At 28.7% G+C, this 21,474-nt stretch carries 22 protein-coding genes; 19 read left to right on the top strand and 3 right to left on the bottom strand.

From position 1 onward, the window contains the following. Positions 1-79 precede the first annotated feature (79 nt). The 4 genes from TCEL_RS06870 to TCEL_RS06855 all read left to right on the top strand — a co-directional run bounded on the left by TCEL_RS06870 (position 80) and on the right by TCEL_RS06855 (position 4,862). Positions 80-1,606, top strand: coding sequence for an alanine/glycine:cation symporter family protein (locus TCEL_RS06870; protein WP_018662499.1), 1,527 nt, complete (start codon positions 80-82; stop codon positions 1,604-1,606). A gap of 494 nt (positions 1,607-2,100) precedes the next feature. Further along, a complete protein-coding gene (locus tag TCEL_RS06865) occupies positions 2,101-2,790 on the top strand; it encodes a rhomboid family intramembrane serine protease (RefSeq protein WP_018662497.1) in 690 nt (229 codons plus the stop codon). A gap of 267 nt (positions 2,791-3,057) precedes the next feature. Continuing rightward, positions 3,058-4,422, top strand: coding sequence for an alanine/glycine:cation symporter family protein (locus TCEL_RS06860; protein WP_018662496.1), 1,365 nt, complete (start codon positions 3,058-3,060; stop codon positions 4,420-4,422). 164 nt (positions 4,423-4,586) lie between these two features. Then, the gene (locus TCEL_RS06855) at positions 4,587-4,862 is read left to right on the top strand and encodes a hypothetical protein (RefSeq protein WP_018662495.1); all 276 of its coding nucleotides are present in this window, start codon (positions 4,587-4,589) and stop codon (positions 4,860-4,862) included. Between the two features lie 11 nt (positions 4,863-4,873). Here TCEL_RS06855 and TCEL_RS06850 read toward each other — a convergent pair whose 3' ends face one another. After that, on the bottom strand, positions 4,874-5,632 hold the full coding sequence (locus TCEL_RS06850; RefSeq protein WP_018662493.1) for a M15 family metallopeptidase: 759 nt from the start codon (positions 5,630-5,632) through the stop codon (positions 4,874-4,876). Between the two features lie 182 nt (positions 5,633-5,814). On the opposite strand from TCEL_RS06850, the gene TCEL_RS06845 reads away from it, so the two are divergent. The 15 genes from TCEL_RS06845 (at position 5,815) to TCEL_RS06775 (ending at position 19,780) form a co-directional block, all read left to right on the top strand. Further along, complete coding sequence (locus tag TCEL_RS06845) at positions 5,815-6,513, top strand: coenzyme F420-0:L-glutamate ligase (RefSeq protein ID WP_018662491.1); 699 nt, start codon at positions 5,815-5,817, stop codon at positions 6,511-6,513. 89 nt (positions 6,514-6,602) lie between these two features. Then, positions 6,603-6,800, top strand: a complete 198-nt coding sequence (locus tag TCEL_RS06840; protein WP_018662489.1) for a 4Fe-4S dicluster domain-containing protein — start codon at positions 6,603-6,605, stop codon at positions 6,798-6,800. Positions 6,801-6,900: 100 nt separating this feature from the next. Then, positions 6,901-7,143, top strand: coding sequence for a hypothetical protein (locus tag TCEL_RS06835; protein WP_040683958.1), 243 nt, complete (start codon positions 6,901-6,903; stop codon positions 7,141-7,143). Positions 7,144-7,211: 68 nt separating this feature from the next. Further along, positions 7,212-7,898: a helix-turn-helix domain-containing protein gene (locus tag TCEL_RS06830; RefSeq protein WP_018662484.1), complete on the top strand. Its 687-nt coding sequence runs from the start codon at positions 7,212-7,214 to the stop codon at positions 7,896-7,898. Continuing rightward, a complete protein-coding gene (locus tag TCEL_RS06825; protein ID WP_018662482.1) occupies positions 7,892-8,791 on the top strand; it encodes an IS3 family transposase in 900 nt (299 codons plus the stop codon). Before TCEL_RS06830 ends, TCEL_RS06825 begins: the two co-directional genes overlap by 7 nt. Before the next feature lie 395 nt (positions 8,792-9,186). Continuing rightward, positions 9,187-10,458, top strand: coding sequence for an MFS transporter (locus tag TCEL_RS06820; RefSeq protein WP_018662478.1), 1,272 nt, complete (start codon positions 9,187-9,189; stop codon positions 10,456-10,458). Between the two features lie 273 nt (positions 10,459-10,731). Then, the gene (locus TCEL_RS06815; RefSeq protein ID WP_018662476.1) at positions 10,732-11,364 is read left to right on the top strand and encodes a flavodoxin family protein; all 633 of its coding nucleotides are present in this window, start codon (positions 10,732-10,734) and stop codon (positions 11,362-11,364) included. Positions 11,365-11,470: 106 nt separating this feature from the next. After that, positions 11,471-12,604 (top strand): phosphodiester glycosidase family protein, encoded by a 1,134-nt coding sequence (locus TCEL_RS12805; RefSeq protein ID WP_018662474.1) that lies wholly within the window; start codon positions 11,471-11,473, stop codon positions 12,602-12,604. 24 nt (positions 12,605-12,628) lie between these two features. After that, positions 12,629-13,981 carry a 23S rRNA (uracil(1939)-C(5))-methyltransferase RlmD gene (gene rlmD / locus TCEL_RS06805; protein WP_018662472.1) on the top strand — a complete coding sequence of 451 codons (1,353 nt, stop codon included), beginning with the start codon at positions 12,629-12,631 and terminating at the stop codon, positions 13,979-13,981. 62 nt (positions 13,982-14,043) lie between these two features. Then, a complete protein-coding gene (locus tag TCEL_RS06800; protein WP_018662470.1) occupies positions 14,044-14,865 on the top strand; it encodes a 5'-methylthioadenosine/S-adenosylhomocysteine nucleosidase family protein in 822 nt (273 codons plus the stop codon). Next, the gene (locus tag TCEL_RS06795; protein ID WP_040683764.1) at positions 14,834-15,844 is read left to right on the top strand and encodes an SPL family radical SAM protein; all 1,011 of its coding nucleotides are present in this window, start codon (positions 14,834-14,836) and stop codon (positions 15,842-15,844) included. The genes TCEL_RS06800 and TCEL_RS06795 overlap by 32 nt, the downstream gene beginning before the upstream one ends. A gap of 12 nt (positions 15,845-15,856) precedes the next feature. Continuing rightward, positions 15,857-16,549: an SDR family oxidoreductase gene (locus TCEL_RS06790; protein ID WP_018662466.1), complete on the top strand. Its 693-nt coding sequence runs from the start codon at positions 15,857-15,859 to the stop codon at positions 16,547-16,549. A 72-nt stretch (positions 16,550-16,621) separates the two neighbouring features. Next, positions 16,622-18,331 carry a proline--tRNA ligase gene (locus TCEL_RS06785; protein ID WP_018662464.1) on the top strand — a complete coding sequence of 570 codons (1,710 nt, stop codon included), beginning with the start codon at positions 16,622-16,624 and terminating at the stop codon, positions 18,329-18,331. 181 nt (positions 18,332-18,512) lie between these two features. Beyond that, on the top strand, positions 18,513-19,415 hold the full coding sequence (locus TCEL_RS06780) for a ParA family protein (RefSeq protein ID WP_018662463.1): 903 nt from the start codon (positions 18,513-18,515) through the stop codon (positions 19,413-19,415). Then, complete coding sequence (locus TCEL_RS06775) at positions 19,412-19,780, top strand: hypothetical protein (protein ID WP_018662461.1); 369 nt, start codon at positions 19,412-19,414, stop codon at positions 19,778-19,780. Before TCEL_RS06780 ends, TCEL_RS06775 begins: the two co-directional genes overlap by 4 nt. A gap of 26 nt (positions 19,781-19,806) precedes the next feature. Here TCEL_RS06775 and TCEL_RS06770 read toward each other — a convergent pair whose 3' ends face one another. Then, complete coding sequence (locus TCEL_RS06770; RefSeq protein WP_018662459.1) at positions 19,807-20,580, bottom strand: histidinol phosphate phosphatase; 774 nt, start codon at positions 20,578-20,580, stop codon at positions 19,807-19,809. A gap of 174 nt (positions 20,581-20,754) precedes the next feature. After that, positions 20,755-21,399 (bottom strand): deoxynucleoside kinase, encoded by a 645-nt coding sequence (locus TCEL_RS06765; protein WP_040683763.1) that lies wholly within the window; start codon positions 21,397-21,399, stop codon positions 20,755-20,757. Positions 21,400-21,474: the final 75 nt, after the last annotated feature.

The following is a 21,474-nucleotide window of genomic DNA, read 5'->3' as shown; positions in this document are numbered from 1 at the left end:
TTCAGAATATGCATGTATAATAAAAGTAATATTTTGTTATTTTTATTATACTAATGTTAAATGAAGGGGGAGTTTGTAAATGGATTTTAAAGAACTAACGGGTCTAATTAGTGGGTTGTTATGGAGTAAGGCACTAATCTTTCTTTGTTTAGCAACCGGAGTTTATTTCTCAGTAATTTTAAAATTTCCTCAGCTAAGACTTATCAAAGACATGGTTAAACATCTCATAGGTGGAGATAATTCCGAGAAAGGCGTATCATCTTTCCAAGGATTTGCAATGGCTCTAGGTGGACGTGTTGGAATCGGAAATATTGCTGGAGTTGCAACAGCTATTTATTATGGAGGACCAGGAGCTATATTTTGGATGTGGGTAATTGCATTTATTGGTGCAAGTTCAGCCTATATTGAGTCAGCTTTAGCACAAGCTTGGAAGGAAGAAATAGCAGGAGAGTACAGAGGTGGTCCTGCATATTACATAGAAAAAGGTTTAAAAAGTAGGCCATTTGCTATTGCATTTGCTCTAGCTGTAATAATTGCTTGTGGATTTACTGGTCCCGGGGTACAAGCCTTTAACATAGCCGATTCTTTTAAAAATGCTTTTGGAATTGAACCTGTTATAACTGGTATATTTGTGGCTTTATTATTTGGGTTTGTTATTTTTGGAGGAATAAAAAGAATTGCTAAATTTGCAGAGTTTGCAGTACCTTTCATGGCTATAGGATATATTTTAGTTAGCTTAATTATAGTAGTTATTAATATTAAAAAAGTACCAGCTATGTTCAGTTTAATATTTAGTTCAGCCTTTAATTTAAATGCAACATTTGGAGCTATATTTGGTAGTGCAATCATGTGGGGAGTTAAGAGAGGTTGTTATTCAAACGAAGCTGGACAAGGTACTGGTGCACAAGCAGCTGCTACAGCAGGGGTATCACATCCAGCAAAGCAAGGACTTGTACAGGCTTTTTCAGTATACATAGATACTCTATTTGTATGTACAGCAACTGCAATTATGATTTTATCAACAGGAAAATATAATGTTGTTAACCCTGCAGGTGGTTTTATAGTAGAAAATCTTCCTGGGGTTGGAGTAGGTGTTGGTTTTACTCAGGAGGCTATAAATACATTGATCCCTGGCTATGGAAGTAAATTTGTTGCGATAGCGTTATTCTTCTTTGCATTTACAACACTACTTTCCTTTGCTGTTTATACAGAATCAAATATTGCTTATATATTTAGACATAATGAAAATTATAAAACTATAGCAAAGGTTGTAAAGTTTATATTAGTTGTAATGACTTTCTTTGGAAGTATTCGTTCATCAGAAGTTGCTTGGAACCTTGCTGATATTGGTGTAGGACTTATGGCATGGTTAAACTTAATAGCAATATTATTACTTACTAAACCTGGTATAGCTACATTAAAGGATTATGAAGAACAAAAGAAGATGGGACTTGATCCAGTGTTTATACCTGAAAGATGCGGAATAAAAAATGCTGATATATGGCATGATATAGCTAAAAAACATTACCCAGTACAATTAAAAAGATTAAATAATATAATTGAGAAAAGTGGAGTAAAATTAGATAACATAGATTTTAGATCTTAAATTTAAATTAAGAAAGGGTGAATGAGTAATCATTTACCCATTTGTTTTGTTAAGATTTATTTATTATAAATAAAAAGATATAAATTTAAAGGTAGAGCATTACACATTGTTTTATACGTATATTTGGTTAAAGAGGGAGTTTTAAGAGTTTAAGTAAACTTTGTGTTTTGGTAAGCTATTATATAAGTGAAGTTAAATAAGACATTTTTTATGTGTTGCAAAACATTATTTTTAATATTGCTTATAGAACTTAAAATAATGGAAAAATGTAAGTATATTTAGGATAATTATAGTATAATATATTAAACATATCATGTCATATTTGATATAAAATGAGGACTATAATTTTATTAAATTTAATTTTGATTTTAATTGGTTTTTGTAATATACTAGATGTATATTTATTTGGAATATTAATCCAAAATATATAACAATAAATGTAAAATGTCACATTTCACGTGGGTGGCACTTTAGTTAAAGGAAGGGAGAATAAAATGATACCTATAAGAGATATAAATCCAAGTAGAAAAAAGCCTTTCATAACGATACTTCTAATTCTAATTAATATAGCGGTATTTGTTTTTGAAGTGATTCTTCCTAGGAATATAACAAGTGCATTTATTCAATATTTTGGGTTTATACCAGCTGAACTTACAAGATCAATATTTTATACAGACTTTAATTATCTTTGGATAAATTTACTTACGATATTTACAAGTATGTTTTTACATGGAAGTTTAACTCATCTAATTAGTAATATGTGGGCACTTTGGTTATTTGGTGATAATGTTGAAGATAGGCTTGGGCATTTTAAGTTTTTATTAGTTTATTTGTTAAGTGGATTTATAGCTGCACTTACACATTATATATTTAATATTAATTCATCTATAGTGACTATAGGGGCTTCAGGTGCAATTGCAGGGGTGATGGGAATATATTTTATTTTATATCCTTTTGCTAAAATAGAGACGCTTTTTTTAGTTTTGTGGCTACCTTTTTTTATAAATGTACCTGCCTTTATATATATAGGGTTATGGTTTGTTTCTCAGATTTCAAATGGAATATTAACTTTGTTTGGTCCAGTATTTGGTTTTGGAATAGCTTGGTGGGCACATATTGGAGGCTTTTTATTTGGAACTTATATTGGAAAAAGGTATAAAAATAGGTTTTATTATAGATATTAAATAAATTGTAGAGTTAATGAATTATTTATTACCATCTAGAAAAAATTAATTATAATGTAATTTTTCTAGATGGTGTTTTATTTTTTTAAAAAAGTTTATTAAAATGCAAATTATTTAATAAATAATTACGAAAAATTCAAAATAATCAGTAAATGGAATATAATTATAAAAAATCGTAATAAATTAGCTTTTATCAATTTGAAAAATCAATAAGAAAATATTACAATTGAATTGTTAGGAATTTAACGTTTGAATGGGGGGATTTACATGTTGGATCTAGTCAAAAGTATTAACAGTGTCCTCTGGGGTTATGTCTTAATATTTCTACTTTGTGGAACAGGATTGTATTATACAGTTCTGTTAAGAGGGGTACAGATAAGAAGGTTTAAAGACGGATGGAATAGGGTTTTTGGCAACATAACATTAAAAGGTGAAAAGGCAGGAAAAGAGGGTATGACATCATTTCAGGCACTAGCCACAGCTATTGCAGCTCAGGTTGGAACAGGCAATTTGGCAGGTGCTGCAACTGCAATTGCATCTGGTGGACCGGGAGCAATATTCTGGATGTGGCTTAGTGCATTTTTTGGTATGAGTACATTGTTTTCTGAGGCAGTTTTAGCACAAATTTATAAAGATAAGGTTGACGATGAAGTAACTGGTGGACCTGCATATTACATTAAAAAGGGTTTAGGAAGTAACTTCCTTGCATACTTATTTTCCATCTCTATTATTTTAGCATTAGGTTTCATGGGCAACATGGTGCAATCAAATTCAATAGGTGCAGCCTTTAGCAATTCCTTTGGTATAAAGCCAATATATGTTGGGATAGTTCTTGCAATAATAGGTGGTTTTATATTTATAGGAGGAATTAAAAGAATAGCTTCGATAACAGAAAAAATTGTTCCTATAATGGCTGTTTTTTATATTGTTGGTAGTTTAATTGTAGTTATATCAAATATTGATTCATTTATTCCTGCACTTAAAATGATAATTTATGGGGCATTTAATCCAAAGGCTGCAACAGGTGGTATAATAGGTGCTACAGTAAAGGAAGCTGTAAGATATGGAGTAGCAAGAGGACTTTTCTCAAATGAGGCTGGTATGGGTTCAACTCCACATGCTCATGCCGTTGCCAAGGTTAAACATCCAGTAGAACAAGGTGTTGTAGGTATAATAAGTGTGTTTATTGATACATTTGTAATTTTAACTTTAACAGCATTAGTTATTTTAACTACAGGTTCAATTGAAACTAAATATACAGGAATTAAATTAACTCAAGAGGCATTTATAAGAGGTTTAGGAAGTTTTGGAGGAACCTTTGTAGCAATAGCTTTATTATTCTTTGCATTTTCAACAATAATTGGATGGTACTTCTTTGGAGAAGCAAACGTAAAATTCTTATTTGGTAAAAAAGGACTTTTACCTTATAGAATTCTTGTAGTTATATTTATAGCTTTAGGAACAGCTCTTGAGGTTCCTTTAGTATGGGAACTTGCAGATTTGTTTAATGGTATAATGGTTATACCAAACCTTATAGCTTTATTAGGATTGTCAAGTTTAGTTGTTAAATCGTTGAAGGAATATGAACATAATATAACAATTGTTGATGATAAAAAATACTTAGATAATTAATAAATTGAAGCCCTATGCAAAGATGAAATTTTTAAATCTTTACATAGGGCTTTTAAATTTACTATTCTTCAAGGATGATATATCTATTTTAAATTAATTTTTTATGAACATTTTACAAGTTTTATGCATATTATAATTAGAAAAAAGTTTTAGAGGGATAAAATATGATAATTGATTTATCTTTTCCTAGAAAAGCATTTTCAGATATTTTTAATCAACTAATGTTTAATTTAAAACTTAAATATGGTGACTTTGAAATTAGTGATGCAGCACTTGAGGGTATGTTTTTAACATCATTTATCATTGCAAATAACTCTTACGATATAGGTAGCAATTCAATTGAAGAAATATTATATCCTATTATCTTTGCAACATGTGAGATAATAAAGAATACTGACTACGAAACATTAAGTAGATTTAAAAGGAGTATTTATAAGTAACATATTAATTATTAAAACTTGCTTGGATCAATTTCTACTATCTCATATTTATCTTTATCAACATCTTCAAAATGCCACCATTCAGAATTAATATATTTAAAACCATTTTTCAACATTATATTTGTTAGTAATTCTAGATTTTTCTTAGCATTAGTACTCATGTTAGGGTTTTTTCTTGAGGCTTTTATACTAAATTCATCAAATTTAGAGGGCATTTCTAATTCATTACCATATTTATCAACTATTGTAACATCAACAGCACAACCCTTGCTGTGTACAGAACCTTTTTTATATGGATTTGCCACGTATCTTTTATCTGGTGCTTTTTCCCACATTATTTTTTGTACGCTTGGAGGTCTATATCCATCATAAATTTTAATTCTATATCCCATCTTTTTTAGCTCTGTATTTACATTTTTTAATTTAATTGCGGTACTTTCACGTAAAAGGCATATTTTAGATTTATATAAAACTATACCAGTGAAATTGTCTTTTGTAGCATATTTTAAATCAACAACTATTGATCTATCTATATCTAATATATTGACTAGTCCCTTTACTTTTTTAATTGAATTTTTTGAAGAGGCCTTATTAAATGTATTGTAATTGATAGTTTTAACTATATTATTCTTATTTAAACTGGCTTCTTGATTATTTGTTTTACTAATATTATTAGAATTGTTTTTAATTGAGTTTAAATTATAGCCTAACTTACAACTAACAGAGAATAATGAAATTAAAGTAAGTAATAAAATGAATTTTCGTTTCATAGTTTAATCTCCTTTTATAAACTATATTATTATTTTAATATTAAATTTTTATGGATGTAAATAAATATATAGAACTTTCTATTAAAATTCAATAATAAAAAATGATGTATGAAATTTAATACTAGATGAATATATTTTTAGGGAGGAAAATTTAACTTGGATGTAAAGTGAGGGGGATTTTTATGGAATTTGTTGCAAATGAGAACAAAGAATTAACAATGGAACTGGAAGAGGAGGTATATGTGAGAATTCCAATTAAAACAAGAACAGTTATGATAGGAGATTCAATTGAAGATATTGTCTATGAATATACTAAGGGACTTATTGAAGAGAATGATATTGTTTTTATTTCAGAAAAGTGTGTTGCAATTTCACAGGGAAGAGCATATAAAATGTCAGATATTAAACCCTGTAGGCTTGCAAAATTTCTTTCTAAATTTGTGTATAAGTCACCATATGGAATAGGACTATCTATTCCTGAAACAATGCATTTTGCTATAAAAGAGTGTGGGGTTATAAGAATATTAATTGCTGCTTTTTTGGCTGCTATATTTACAAAGATTTTCAAAATAAGAGGAGTATTTTATAGGATTGCAGGTTATAAAGCTTCTTCAATTGATGGTCCTACATCTTGCACAATTCCTCCCTTTAATGAATATGTAGTTTTAGGTCCTAAAGATCCAGATTTAACAGCAAAAAAAATATCTGAAAGAATAGGAGTTAAAGTATGTATAGTTGATATAAACGATTTAGGAGGAAGGGTATTGGGGGTTTCACATAAAGATATAAATAAAAGAAAGATTGTAAATATTTTAAAGGACAACCCCTTAGGACAAGGACATCAGTCAACTCCTATTGGCATAATAAGAAGGATAAAATAAAGCATCCAGTAAAAAAATTAAAAATAGTTTGAAAACTGGATGCTTATTTTTGTATAATTATGTTATCAATGCTTAAGGGGTGATATATTTTGAATAGCTTTTTAGGTTATAGAAAACCAGTTAAACCAAGGGTAGAAAAAAATTTATGTTGTGGTTGTGGACAATGCATTAGATTTTGTGCTTTTAATGCAATTACCTTAGTTGAAGGCAAAGCTGTTATAGATGAAGAAAAATGCAGGAATTGTAGGAAGTGTATTAATTTTTGTAACCAATTAGCTATTATTTAATAAATAGCATTTAGAAATTTTAATCAATTTTTAATTATTTAAATATGAAAATGGATTATAATGTAAAATTATAAAATTAATTTATGAAAGGGGTATTGGGTTGAGGAATGTAAAGCTTTATAACATTATTTTTCCACTATGGATGTTGATGTTTCTACCACCGCTTATAATTATAACATTAGTTGGAAATTATGCTATTGATTCGCTTGTAATTCTTGCTTGTTTTTATGCCTTTAAACTTAAAGAGTCTGGTTTTAATTTAAAAAGCTTCTACAAACAAAACATACTTAAGGTTTGGGGATTTGGATTTTTAGCAGATTTTATAGGGGCTCTTATTATTTGATATGCTCCCTTTATGGTAGACAGATTAAAAATGTAAAACCTGTTTACCATAGAGAGGAGTATATTTTTATGAGAAAGAAAGGCGTATACGATTTTGATATAAAACTTAAAAGTGTTGAAGAATATTTAAATAATATTAAGACAGCAAAACAAATATGTCGTGAGATTGGTGTAAATAAGAAAGTATTTTTAAATTGGGTAAGGAAATATAAAGTAGAAGGAGCAAAAGGGTTAATAATTAAAGATTCTAATAAAAAATATTCAGCAGAATTAAAAATAAAGGCTGTTGAAGATTATTTCAATAGCACTCTATCTCAATTTGAGATATGTTCAAAATATAATATTTCTTCTTATGGTGTTTTACAGAGTTGGATTAAGAAGTATAATGGTCATAAGGGGATTAAACTCTCTAAAAAAAGGACAGGGGGAAAAACTATTATGACCAAAAAAACTACTATTTCTTTTGAGCAAAAAGTAGATATAGTTAGATATTGTGTTGAGCATAACCATAATTATAAAGAAACAGCTAAAAAATACAATGTATCATATCAACAAGTTCGTAGATGGCTTGAAAAGTATGAAAAAGGTGGAGTTGAAGCCTTACAAGATAAAAGAGGTAAGAGAAAGTCAATTAATGAAATGTCTGAAATAGAAAAATTAAAAGCAGAAAAGAAGCTATTAGAAGCTCAAAATCGCAGATTACAATTGGAGAATGAATTCTTAAAAAAATTGCGAGAATTAGAAAGGGGATGGTAAATCATAGCGTTAGCTATGAAAACATTTATATTGTAATAAAAATGTTTAATGAGGAAGGTAAAGCTTCCATAAGTGAGCTTTGTGAAATTGCAGGAATACATCGTAGTAGCTATTATAAATGGTTAAAAACGAGAAAGAGTAAAAGAGAAATTGAAAATGAAAATTTAATTGAATTAATAAAAGAAGCTTATGAAGAACGTGATGGAATACTTGGCTACCGCCAAATAACTATTAAAATTAGAAGAGAACATAATTTAAAAGTAAATCATAAACGCATTTACAGATTGATGAAATTAATGGGTTTACAGTCAGTATGTCGCAGAAAAAGATATCGTTATATTAAATCTACTCCTGACATTACTGCTGAAAACATACTAAACAGAAACTTTAGAGCACAGAATACGTGTGAAAAATGGCTAACAGATGTTACTGAACTTAGATATGGTAATGGTAAAAAGGCTTATCTTAGTGCAATATTAGATTTAGGAGACAGAAGTATAGTTTCATATGTTATTGGACACTCAAATAACAATGCACTTGTTTTTGAGACTTTTGATGTTGCAATCAAATTAAATCCAGGTGCAAAACCTCTAGTTCATAGTGACAGAGGTTTTCAATATACGAGCAAAGCATTCAGAGAAAAGCTAGATAAGGTTGGAATGAAACAAAGCATGTCGCGAGTGGGTTGCTGTTTAGATAATGCTCCAATGGAAGGTTTTTGGGGTATACTTAAGGCTGAAATGTATTACTTACGTAAATTTGAAACATTTGAGGAATTAAAATTAGCTATTAAAGATTATATCGAATATTACAATAACAAAAGATACCAAAGAAGATTAAACTGTATGTCTCCGTTAGAATATAGGAAATACCTATCCAATATAAATACATAAAAAGTGTCAATCAAACGATTGACACTTTGAAGAAGATTTACATTTTTCAACTGTCTACTTGACAGGGTGCAGTTCACATATTCCTATTTACATTTGTTGTTAATTTTGGTATTTTAAAAGGGTAGGTATATAAATACCTACCCATTAACATGCATATAACTTTTATACAATAATAAGTTGATTAAAGTTTAAGCTAAAAAGACACATTTTGGGACAAGAAATGATAAATATTAGAGTTAAAAGTACAATAGTAAACCCTAATACAGATATGAAAGTTAATTTAAATATTGACGCTTTTAAAACATATAAAAATATTTTTGTTTAAAAAGAATGAAGTAAATTTGAGTTAATAAGAAATCTCGTAGTGTATAATGTATTGATTAAGGGGGATAGTAATGAATGGGGAAATGGAGTTAAATAATGTAAAAAAGATAAATAGTATATTTTCAAATAGAAGTTTTATGCTTTTATTTTTAGGAAAGCTTGTTTCACAACTTGGTGATGTTATTTATAATATGGCAATTGGTTGGTATATACTTACTATAACAAAATCTGCTACACAAATGTCCTTTTATATGGCCTTTGGAACCATTATATATGTTGTAATGAGCCCCTTTGGTGGAGTTATTGCTGACAGATACAATAGAAAACAGCTTATGGTTTGGATGGATATAATAAGAGGTTTTGCAGTTGCTACAATTGGAATTTTGATGTTTTTTAAAATAGAATCCATTTGGTTTTTGTATATATCATCTTTTATACTAAGTATATGTGGTGCAATCTTTGTACCAGCATCAAATTCACTTGTACCAAGTATAGTTGAGGATGAACATTTAACTAAAGCAAATTCATTAACAAGTTCTGTTAATAGCCTATCAAACATCTTTGGTATTATTGCAGGTGGAATACTTTATGCAATTTTGGGTATTAAATTTATATTTTTATTAAATGCAGTTTCCTATATATTAAGTGGAATTTCTGAAATGTTTATAGAGTATAATGATCAAATTAAGATAAATAAAGAAGAAAAACATTTTATTAAAGATCTACTAGATACATTTAGATATATAAAAAAACAAAAGCCTGTTTTTATTGTGATGATAGCAGCAACACTTATTAACTTTATACTTGTTCCAGTTTTTGCAGTTTATTTGCCCTATATTTTTAATCAGATAGTTAAAACATCAGCATTAGAGTATTCCTATGTTGGAGCAGCAGAATCAGTAGGTTTTCTATTAGGTGCAGTAATAATTTCAAGCATACCTCAAAGGGACAAGATAAATGGATATTTAAAAATAGGTATGGCTGTTTATTGTTTATCAATTTTTGTGGCCTACATAGTTGTTAGTAGTTATGTAAAAGCATATATAGTATCAGGTATGTTGGTTATAATATTTATTGTAATTGCATTAATGCTTGGCGTATTTAGTTCAATAATGAATATACCCTTTGGTGTCTTTATACAAAGAAAAATTCCAAACGAATTTTTAGGAAGAGTATCAGCAATGCTAAATACTTTATCAATGGCAGCGACACCTCTTGGTATGCTCTTTGGAGGAACGTTGGCGGATCTTTTACCTATGACTTTGCTTCTTTTAGGCACATTTGTTGTTTTAACAGCTTTAACAACATCTTTATTCTTTATAAAGCAAATAGAATCAATTTAAGTGCTACCCACGTGAAATATGACATTTAACATATTATAAAAAAAATAAAATATAATTACAAATAAAAACTATGTACTTACAATTAAAAAACAAATTTGAAAAAATAATTGTTAAATACGTGTAAATATAATTAAACACTATGAAAAAAATCTAAATTGATGTATATTATAATTATATTTAAGCTAAGCAAGCCCTTAAATATTAAAGCAAGATTTGTAAAATGTATTCAGTTATCTTTAAGCATTAAAAGTTAAAATTTTGGAGGTTGATATAATGAAGGTTGTTGCATTTAACGGAAGTCCTAAAAAAGAAGGTAATACATATCATGCAATAAAAATAGTAGCAGAAGAATTACAAAACGAAGGTATAGATGTAGAAATAGTTCATGTTGGAGATAAACCAATAAGAGGATGTATTGCCTGTGGAATGTGTTATAAAAACAAAAATGAAAGATGTGTTATAGACGATGAAGTAAATGTGTGGATTCAAAAGATGAAGGAGGCAGACGGAATAATACTAGGTTCACCTGTATATTTTTCATCTATAGCAGGAACAATGAAGGCATTTTTAGATAGAGCATTTTATGTTGCCTCTGCAAATGGTGGACTTTTTAGAAACAAGGTTGGAGCATCAGTTGTTGCTGTAAGACGTTCTGGTGGGGTTACAACATTTAATCAATTAAACAATTACATAAACTATGCAGAAATGCTTATGCCATCAAGTAATTACTGGAACGTAATACATGGAGCAAAGCCTGGAGAGGTTCTACAAGATGAAGAGGGAGTTCAAATAATGAGGATACTAGGTAAGAATATGGCATATTTATTAAAGTTAGTTCAATATGGAAAGGAAAAAGTTAAAGCTCCAGAAAAAGAAAAAAAGATATATACTAATTTCATAAGATGATTAAGCTCACCTAAGGGTGAGTTTTTACTATTTTTCTGTTGAAATACAAAGTCTATTAAAATAAAATATTTAAGGTGGAATTTTATTTTAGCTTGAGGGGGTTTCTATGTCAGATATAATGCTTAATAATACGCAAGAAGTGGTAGTTATAAGTAGAAGGAATGAAAGAAGAAAAAGGAGGGAACAACAAAGAAGAAAAAGAAGAAAAAAGATAGCAATTATATTTATATCCATATTTTTGCTCATATCTTTATTATATTCAAGTATTGTATTTGTTGATTTGCCATATATATCAACTTTGAGGGATATATATATAGAAACAGCTATGACCACAGCAGATCATAAGTGGCTTGCAACTTATTTTTTCCCAAAATCTTTAATTGATAGAGTTATGAATAAAAAAATAAGTAACTTAGATGTTGTTGCGGTTACTGAAATAAAATATGATGAAGAAGATAAAAATATAAATAAAGCGAATGATGATATATTAAATCAGAAGGGACTTAAGGTTGGAGATTTAGATTATGCAGGTAATAAAATAGTAGTAAATGATATTGAACAGGGTATAATTATATCAGAAGTAAAAGGGAATACATTTAACGGAAGAATAGCATTAATTGATGATCCGGGTAGAGTATTTGTTGGTGTTACAGATAGAAAAGGAGTCTCAGGTAGGTTTATTTTGGATTATTTAAAAATGTATAATGCTGTACTTGGAGTTAATGCAAGTGGTTTTAATGATCCAAATGGTCATGGAAGTGGAGGAAGCATTGTAGGTTTAACCTACTCAAATGGTGAAAAATGGGGTAATTATACTCCAGTATATGGTACTATAGCTTTTGATAAAGAAAATAGACTCATTGTAGGTGGAATTAAAGATTGGGATAAATATAATATACGTGATGGTGCTCAGTTTTCCCCTGCATTAATAAGTGAAGGTAAGAAGTTATTAAAGGGTTCTGCAGGTTGGGGACTACAGCCAAGAACTGTAATAGGTCAAAGGGCAGATGGAGTAGTTATGTTTTTGGTTATAGATGGTAGACAGCCTGGTCATAGCATTGGTGCGACTATGGAGGATTGTGCAAATGTGCTTTTATCCTATGGAGCTGTTACTGCAGGAGCATGTGATGGAGGCTCTTCGTCAATAATGGCATATGATGGAAAAATAATGACTAAATGTTCATCTCCTTCAAAAGTCGGAAGACTTCTTCCAAATGCATTTTTGGTGAAAAGAAAATAAAATAATTAAGATTGGAGGTAACAAATGAAAAAGGGTCAAGAAATAGTATTAGATATAGTTGAAACAGAATTTCCTGGATTTGGTGTAGGTTTTTATGAAAATAAAAAGGTTTTAGTAAAAGGTGGATTACCTGGAGAAAAGGTATTAGCAAAGATAACTAAGAAAAAAACAAATGTTGAAGCTAAGATAATAGAAGTTCTTGAGGAAGTTGATTATAAAATTGAAGCACCTTGTGCTGTTTTTGGTATATGTGGAGGCTGTACACATCAATTTATAGACTATAAAAATCAAATAAAATTTAAAGAGCAACAAGTTTTAAAGCTATTTAAGGATGCAGGGATTGAAGGTTTTGAATACAAGGGAATACAGGAAAGTCCAAATGTTTTTGAATACAGAAATAAAATGGAATTTACATTTGGAGATTTTGAAAAGGGTGGAGAACTTACTTTAGGCCTTCATACTCCTATAAAAAGAAATGCAGTTGTATCAACAACTACATGCCTTTTAGTTGACAAAGATTTTAGAAAAATTGTAAATTCAACACTAGAATATTTTAAGTCTAAAGGGTTACCCCACTATAATATACTTTCCCATCAAGGGTATTTAAGACATTTAGTAGTAAGAAAAGCAATTAAAACTGGAGAGATTTTAGTAAATTTAGTTACAACTTCACAAATAGAGTTTGATTTGAGTGAATATGTTGAAATACTTAAAAATAATGTCTATGATGGAGAACTAGTAGGAATTATTCATACAATAAATGATAGTTTATCTGATGCTGTTAAATCAGATAAAGTTGAAGTTTTGTTTGGAAGAGATTATATTGTTGAAGAACTTTTAGGATTAAAGTTTAAAATATCACCTTTTTCATTCTTCCAAACAAATACATTAGGAGCTGAAAAGCTCTATTCAGTAGTTAGAGATTTTATGAGTGATGCGAAAGATAAAATAGTATTTGACTTGTATTGTGGAACAGGAACAATAGGGCAAATAGTTGCTCAAAATGCTAAAAAGGTTATTGGAGTTGAATTGATTGAAGAGGCTGTAAAATCAGCAAACGAAAATGCAAAATACAACGGACTAGAAAACTGTACCTTTATTGCTGGTGATGTAAAGGAAGTAATAAAAAACATAAATGAAAAACCTGATATTATAATACTTGATCCACCAAGACCTGGTGTTTCACCTGAAGCATTAAAACACGTAATAAATTTTGCTTCAAAGGAAATAATATATGTTTCATGTAATCCTAAGACTTTAGTTGAAAATCTTAAGCAACTAAAGGAAAATGGATATGAAGTAAAAGCATTAAAGATAGTGGATATGTTTCCACATACACCACATGTAGAATCGGTTGTGCTTTTAAATAAAATTTAGATTATAATAAGGGTTAGAGATATCTAACCCTTATTAAATTTATAAAAGGTGAGGTAGTTTATATGCTTTATATATCAACTGCGTTATACATAGAGGCACAAGAATTTATAAAAAAATTGAATTTAAAGAGAGATAATAGCATAACAAAGTTTGAAGTATTTAAAAATGAAGATGTTTTATTGATAATAACAGGTGTAGGTAAAGTAAAATCAGCAGTTGCAGTATCTTATCTTTTATCAAAATACGATATTAAAGAAAATGATCTATTTATAAACATAGGAGTTTGTGGATGCAGAGATCGAAATGTTCAATTTGGTGAAATTTTTATTTGTAACAAAATATTAGATAATGATACTAAATATACATATTATCCAGATATGTTGTTGGCTCATCCGTTTAAAGAGGCAAGTATAGAAACATTTTCACGAAAAGTAGCAGAGGAAGAGGTAGAGGCAGAACTAGTTGACATGGAGTCATCTGCACTTTATCAGGCAGCATCTTTATTTTTTCAACCACATCAAATAATATTTTTAAAAATAGTTTCAGATTATTTAAATCCTGATATTATTGATAATAAACATATAATTAATATAATTGAAAGAAATGCAGATAGTATAATTTCATGGTTAAATACACTAGGTAGAGGTTTAACTACAAATAAGGAAATTTTAACAAAGTACGAAGAAGACTTAATAAATATGGTTGCAGAGAACCTTAAGATGTCTACTACAATGAAATTTGAGCTTAAACAACTTTTAATTTACTACAAATTAGTAAATAATGATATAATGGAAGTGTTAAAGAAATATTTGGAATTAGAATGTAAATCAAAAAATGAAGGGAAGATGCATTTTGCAGACCTCAAAAATAGGCTTGTTAAATAGAGCTTTTTCTCATATATATGTAGAAAAAAGGGCAAAGGATTATGAGCTAACAAAAGAAATTCTAAATAGGTTTAAAAATGCAAATATTATTGAAATAGATCACTATAAAGATATATTTTGCAGATCAAATCAAAACTTTGTTTTACAGAAACAAAGCCCAAAGTTGATTCTGGCGGTTAAGCAAAATAATTTAATCTATAGGGGCGCAGATGTTTGTGAAGATTTTGGCAATAAGCATTTTTTTTATACATCAATAATGATGAATTGTATTTATGACTGTGAGTATTGTTACTTACAAGGTATGTATACATCTGCCAATATTGTAATTTTTGTAAATATCGAAGATTATTTTTTAGAGGTTAAAGAACTTTTAAAAAAACATCCTGTATATCTATGTATATCATATGATACGGATTTATTAGCCTTTGAGAGAATAACTAATTATGTAAGAAAGTGGATTGATTTTGCAAGATTTCATAAAGATTTAGTAATAGAAATAAGAACAAAAAGTGCTAATTTTGATTCAATAAAAGATATTACTTCGATTGAGAATGTTATATTTGCATGGACCTTATCACCAGATGAAGTAATTAAAAAGTATGAACATAATACACCAAGCCTACAAAACAGATTAAATAGTATAAGGAGTGCAATAGATAAAGGTTGGAAGGTAAGACTTTGTTTTGATCCAATTTTATATATAGAAAACTGGAAGGAACAGTATGAAGTTTTGATTGATAAAGTATTCAAGAATATATCAGGAAACAAAATTTATGACGTAAGTTTAGGGCTTTTTAGGGTTTCAAAGGACTATTTAAAACGAATGAGAAAGCAAAGACCAAATTCGGTTGTTTTAAATTTCCCTTTTGAAAATGAAGGTGGTGTTTCAAGTTACAATCAATCATTATCTGAAGATATGATTATGTATGTGTATAAAAAAGTTAGTAAATATGTTGATAAAGAAAAAATTTATATATGAAGGGATGATAAGATGAAGACAGCAATAGTAACAGGAGCGTCTTCTGGCATAGGTTTAGAGATAAGCAAAGTATTGATAAATCATGGTTATAAAGTTTATGGATTTGGTAGGGACTTTTCTAAAACAAATTATCAAAATGAATTGTTTATACCTATAATATGTGATTTGATGGATATAAATAAGCTTTGTGAAATAATTAAGGAAATAAGAAAAAGTAATGAAATTCATATTTTGGTTAATAATGCTGGAATAGGTTATTTTGGACCACACGAGGAGTTAAATCCTAAAAAAATACATGAAATGGTTATTACTAATTTAGAGGTACCACTTGTACTTACACAACAGTTGCTTAGGGATTTGAAGAAAAATAAAGGGTTTGTTATAAATATTTCATCTATAACAGCAAAAAAATCAAGCACTTATGGATGTGCCTATTCAGCAACAAAGGCAGGACTAACTCATTTTGCTAATAGCTTATTTGATGAAACTAGAAAGTATGGGGTAAAGGTAGTAACTATACATCCAGATATAACTAAAACAAACTTTTACAGAAATGCAAATTTTAAAGAGAGTAATGAAGAAGATACATATATTACACCAGAAGAAGTTGCAAATGCAATAAATTTTGTTTTAATGCAGAGAGAAGGTATAGTTATAAATGAAATAACTTTGAAACCACAAAAGCACAAAATAGATAGGAAATAGAAGTGAGCAAATTTATTAAATTTAATTTTTGTATTTGTATTAAATGCTTTTTAATATAAAGGAGGATAAAAAATGAGAGTAAGTAATCTTTTTATGCCTACATTAAGAGAAGTTCCATCAGAGGCAGAGATATCTAGCCATCAATTAATGCTGAGAGCTGCTTTGATGAAGAAGTTAGCTTCAGGTGTGTATAATTTTCTGCCCTTAGGTCTTAGAGTTTTAAGAAAAATAGAGGAAATAGTACGTGAGGAAATGAATAGAGAAGGTGCTCAAGAGATATTATGTTCAGCATTACTTCCATCAGAATTGTGGAAGGAATCAGGTAGATGGGAAGTATTTGGACCAGAAATGTTTAAACTATATGATAGAAATGGAAGAGAGTTTTGTTTAGGTCCAACTCATGAAGAGATATTTACAGATATTGTTAGAAATGAAATTAAATCTTATAAGGATATGCCTCTTAACCTTTACCAAATACAAACAAAATACAGAGATGAAAGAAGACCAAGATTTGGTGTTATAAGAAGTAGAGAATTTATTATGAAGGATGCATATAGTTTTGATGCAACTTGGGAAGGACTTGATGAATCTTTTGATAAGATGTATAGAGCATATAATAGAATTTTTAAAAGGTGTGGATTGGATTTTAAAGCTGTAGAAGCAGATACAGGTGCTATGGGTGGAACAGGTTCATTGGAATTTATGGTTAAATCTGATATTGGAGAGGCAGAAATAGTATTTTGTGATAGCTGTGATTATGCTGCAAATATTGAAGCAGCTCTAACTTTTGATATTGATGTACATAAAAATGAAGAATTTAAAGATATTGAAAAAGTTGAAACTCCAGACGCAAGGACAATAGAAGAACTAATAAAATTTTTCAATACAACTCCTGATAAGTTTGCAAAAACATTAATTTATAAGGCAGATGATAAAGTAGTTGCAGTTATGGTTAGAGGAGATAGGGATGTTAATGAAACAAAGGTTATAAATCATTTAAAATGTATAAATTTAGAAATGGCAGATGCAGAAATAGTAAAAAAAGCAACAGGGGCTGAAGTAGGATTTGCTGGCCCAATTGGTATAGAGGTTGATGAACTGCTTATAGATTATGAAGTAAAAAATATTGTTAATATGATAGTTGGAGCTAATGATACAGGATATCATTTAATAAATGTTAATTATGGTAGAGATTTTACGGGTACAGTTGGTGATTTTAGAAATGTAACAGAAAATGATAAATGTCCAAGGTGTGAAGGGAAAATTACTATAAATAAAGGTATAGAAGTTGGACATATATTTAAGCTAGGAACAAAATATTCTGAAATGATGAAGGCTACCTTTATTGATGAAAAGGGAGAAGAAAAGCCTATAATAATGGGCTGTTATGGAATAGGTATCAATAGAACTATGGCAGCAGTAATTGAACAAAACCACGATGAGAAAGGTATAATATGGCCAATGTCTATAGCTCCATTTAAAGTTATAGTTGTTCCTGTTGTTATGAAGGATGAATTACAGGTTAAAACTGCAGAAGAAATATATGAAAAGTTAAATAGTATGGGAATTGATGTTTTAATTGATGATAGGGACGAAAGAGCAGGAGTTAAGTTTAATGATGCGGATTTAATAGGTATTCCAATAAGAATTACAGTAGGAAAGAAAATAAAGGATGGCATAGTTGAGTTTAAGCTTAGAAATTCACCAGATACATTAGAGATGAAGGTAGAAGATGTATACAATAAAGTTAAAGAAGTTATTGAAGAGGCAAATAGGTATTAGATTAAGAAAGTACTTTAATAGTTTCCCCATGTAAGGATTTTCTTTGGTTTTTTGATTTCGAAAAAGCCTAGAACTCCTTACATGGGGTTTTTAAATAATGTATTTGACATTTTAATGACATAAAATTATTAAAAAAAAATATAAATAGAAGTGTAACATAAGTTTTAGGGGGAGTTTGAATTTGAAAGTTGTATCAATTATAAACAACAAAGGAGGGGTAGGAAAAACAACTTTAACGGCAAACATAGGTGCTGAAATTGCAAATAGAAATAAAAGAGTTTTACTAATAGATCTAGACCCTCAAACTAATCTAACTTTTTCTTTTATAAAAGTAGATCTGTGGAAGTCAAATTTTGCTAAAAATAGGACAATAAAATTTTGGTTTGATTTAATTCTTGATAATAAAAGCAGTATGGTAAATTTTGAGGATTTGATTTATAGAATAAATAATTTAGATATTATTTTTTCTCATACAGGTTTGACAGATTTAGATGTTGATTTAGCATCAAAATTTTCAAATAAATTAACAAAGCCAACTGAAAGGCAATTAAAAAAATATTATGTTGAAACTTATTCATATTTAAGAAATGAGCTTAAAAAATTAAAAGATAGGTATGATATTGTACTCATAGACTGTCCACCGAGTTTTGGAATGGTAACTAAAAATGCTATTATAGCAAGTGATTATTATTTAATACCAGCTAAAATGGATTATCTATCTACATTAGGAATTAATCAATTAAGAAATAGAGTTTGTGAACTTGTACAAATATATAATAATTACTGTACTTATTTAAATGAAGATATAGTAGAGCCTAAATTTTTAGGTGTGGTTGCAACTATGGTATCAATTAGGAATAATGAATTGATTTCTGCTCAAAAAGCTTTTAAAGATGAACTTATTAGAAGTGGTATTGATATGTTTAAATCAATGATAAGAGAAAATAAAACAATATATGCAATTTCACCTGAATACGGTATACCTGTTGTTCTAAATAATTGTAATAGTGGAATTTATGGAGAAGTAAAAAGAGAGTGGATTGAACTTGTAAATGAATTTTTAATTAAGGTGGGGGTTGTATGAAGGAGACTTTGAATTTGCTTAAAATAACAATGGATTTTTTATGCAGTTTAGAAGAAGAGCAGTTGATGGATTTAAAAAATGGAAAGGCTAAATTAAGAATTGAATATACTAAATTAAAAAAGAAAAAATCAAATAAGAAGGATAATATAATTGATGTTTGTTATAATTTAGAACTTATAAAAACAAGAGAAGCAGCAGTAGACTATTTAAAATCATGTAATTTAAGTGTAAATGATTTAAAAATTATAGCAAAGGAATATAATATACCAATAACATCAAGGGATAAAAAAATTACACTTATAGAAAAAATTGTTGAAGGAATAGTAGGTTCTAAACTTCGATTTGATGCATTGCTTAATAAATAAACAAACTCACCTTTTAATAAGGTGAGTTAATCATTGATATATCTAATTTTTCTATTTTTAAAGTAAACAATTTTTAAATTGGATAATTCAGCAATTTCTTTTGCTATATCGAAATTTGTACCTATTGAATTTATATTATGTGCATCGGAACCTATAGTTACATATTTTCCACCAAGTTCTTTAAAACGCTTTAATACATCCAGCATATTTTTAGCTGTTATTTTATTTTCCAGCCTTCTAGTGTTTATCTCTATTGCTTTTTCACGTTGAGCAACTAATTTTAAAATTTCATCTATTATTTCCTTAAAATCATTATAATAAAGTTCCGTATCTTCATATCTAGCATATCTTGTTACATAATTTATGTGACCTAAGCTATCTATGAAGTCACACTCTTTAATACATTTATACATGTAGTTTAAATAGTGTAAATATGAATCTCTTTTTTCTCTGTTTTCATAAAAGCTTGGTTGAAAAATATCAATTCCATCTACTACATGAATAGATCCTATAACGTAGTCAAATGGGTATTTTTCAATTAGATTTCTGTTTTCTTCAATGCAATCATCTCTAAGGCCTAATTCAATACCAATTAAAAAGCTATTTGAACGATATTTTTCATATTCTAAAAAATAACTTTTACAATCAAAAACAAAACTACCTTCTATAGGGTAATTTATATCCATATGATCAGTAACTATAATTCCTAAATTTTTTTCTCTTGCAGATTTTAAAGCATCTTCTATATACATATTTGAATCTGTTGAGAAAGTAGAGTGAACATGACAGTCAAAAAACATCTAATTACCCCCCAAAAACATTATTACAAACAATTAAATTATAACACATTTGAGTTTATAATACAGTATTGTTTAATTTTAATTAAAACAATAGCTAGAACAAAAAAGTCCATAATGGATTAATAAAGGCATCCATTCATGGACTTTTTTAATCTTTATATAAAAGGGTAAGCATTATTTTAAATTTTCTTTTATTAAGTTTATAATATATTCTCTATCTCTTAGGTTATTTTCAAAATCAAGGTTGTCCACATTTATTTTAAGAATAGGTGAAATAGAGTATTGACTAAAATATTCTTGATAGTGTTTATTTAATCTTTCCCAATATTCTCTTTCAACTATCTTTTCATATTCTCTTCCTCTTTGATTTATTCTTCTTATTGCTTCATCTACTGATATTTCAAGATATACCATAAGCTTTGGAGGATGACAGTGTTCAATCATATTTTCAAAAAGTTCTATGTATAATTCAAATTCTTCCTTTGACATCTCTCCACTTTCCATTAGCATTTTAGCAAAAATAACATCACCGTATATACTTCTATCCATTACAGCATTTTCGATTAAACTTGCTTCTTTTATGTGTTTAAATCTTTTATTTAAGAAGAAAATTTGTAGAGGGAAGCTGTATCTATGTCTATCGTAGTAGAATTTTTCTAATATAGGATTGTTATAAACTGGCTCTTCAAAGGGTATAAATCCTTCATTCTTTAGTATGTTCATTAGAGTAGTTTTACCTGCACCTACAACTCCATCGATAACTAGCATGTTCCAAAATCCTCCTTTGTTAATCTTGCTGAGGGTTTGCTTGTAAAACATAATATTCTCCCCTTTAATAAAAGTCAATCTCTAATAGTATAAGTGATGTTTAATATAAATTTCAAGGGGAATTAA

Origin of the sequence: Thermobrachium celere DSM 8682 (genome assembly GCF_000430995.1) — a bacterium.
Lineage (GTDB): Bacteria > Bacillota > Clostridia > Clostridiales > Caloramatoraceae > Thermobrachium > Thermobrachium celere.
The sequence above is the reverse complement of the archived record's forward strand: the minus strand, read 5'-3'. Positions and strand labels throughout refer to the sequence as shown.

Excerpts from the sequence above, each read along its gene's own strand:
- TCEL_RS06850 (WP_018662493.1), bottom strand. The coding sequence starts at position 5,632 with ATGAAACGAAAATTCATTTTATTACTTACTTTAATTTCATTATTCTCT.
- rlmD (WP_018662472.1), top strand. The coding sequence starts at position 12,629 with ATGAAAAAGGGTCAAGAAATAGTATTAGATATAGTTGAAACAGAATTT.
- TCEL_RS06815 (WP_018662476.1), top strand. The coding sequence starts at position 10,732 with ATGAAGGTTGTTGCATTTAACGGAAGTCCTAAAAAAGAAGGTAATACA.
- TCEL_RS06800 (WP_018662470.1), top strand. The coding sequence starts at position 14,044 with ATGCTTTATATATCAACTGCGTTATACATAGAGGCACAAGAATTTATA.
- TCEL_RS06820 (WP_018662478.1), top strand. The coding sequence starts at position 9,187 with ATGAATGGGGAAATGGAGTTAAATAATGTAAAAAAGATAAATAGTATA.
- TCEL_RS06790 (WP_018662466.1), top strand. The coding sequence starts at position 15,857 with ATGAAGACAGCAATAGTAACAGGAGCGTCTTCTGGCATAGGTTTAGAG.
- TCEL_RS06845 (WP_018662491.1), top strand. The coding sequence starts at position 5,815 with ATGGAATTTGTTGCAAATGAGAACAAAGAATTAACAATGGAACTGGAA.
- TCEL_RS06770 (WP_018662459.1), bottom strand. The coding sequence starts at position 20,580 with ATGTTTTTTGACTGTCATGTTCACTCTACTTTCTCAACAGATTCAAAT.
- TCEL_RS06865 (WP_018662497.1), top strand. The coding sequence starts at position 2,101 with ATGATACCTATAAGAGATATAAATCCAAGTAGAAAAAAGCCTTTCATA.
- TCEL_RS06855 (WP_018662495.1), top strand. The coding sequence starts at position 4,587 with ATGATAATTGATTTATCTTTTCCTAGAAAAGCATTTTCAGATATTTTT.
- TCEL_RS06785 (WP_018662464.1), top strand. The coding sequence starts at position 16,622 with ATGAGAGTAAGTAATCTTTTTATGCCTACATTAAGAGAAGTTCCATCA.
- TCEL_RS06775 (WP_018662461.1), top strand. The coding sequence starts at position 19,412 with ATGAAGGAGACTTTGAATTTGCTTAAAATAACAATGGATTTTTTATGC.
- TCEL_RS06825 (WP_018662482.1), top strand. The coding sequence starts at position 7,892 with ATGGTAAATCATAGCGTTAGCTATGAAAACATTTATATTGTAATAAAA.
- TCEL_RS06765 (WP_040683763.1), bottom strand. The coding sequence starts at position 21,399 with ATGTTTTACAAGCAAACCCTCAGCAAGATTAACAAAGGAGGATTTTGG.
- TCEL_RS06860 (WP_018662496.1), top strand. The coding sequence starts at position 3,058 with ATGTTGGATCTAGTCAAAAGTATTAACAGTGTCCTCTGGGGTTATGTC.
- TCEL_RS06870 (WP_018662499.1), top strand. The coding sequence starts at position 80 with ATGGATTTTAAAGAACTAACGGGTCTAATTAGTGGGTTGTTATGGAGT.
- TCEL_RS12805 (WP_018662474.1), top strand. The coding sequence starts at position 11,471 with ATGTCAGATATAATGCTTAATAATACGCAAGAAGTGGTAGTTATAAGT.
- TCEL_RS06830 (WP_018662484.1), top strand. The coding sequence starts at position 7,212 with ATGAGAAAGAAAGGCGTATACGATTTTGATATAAAACTTAAAAGTGTT.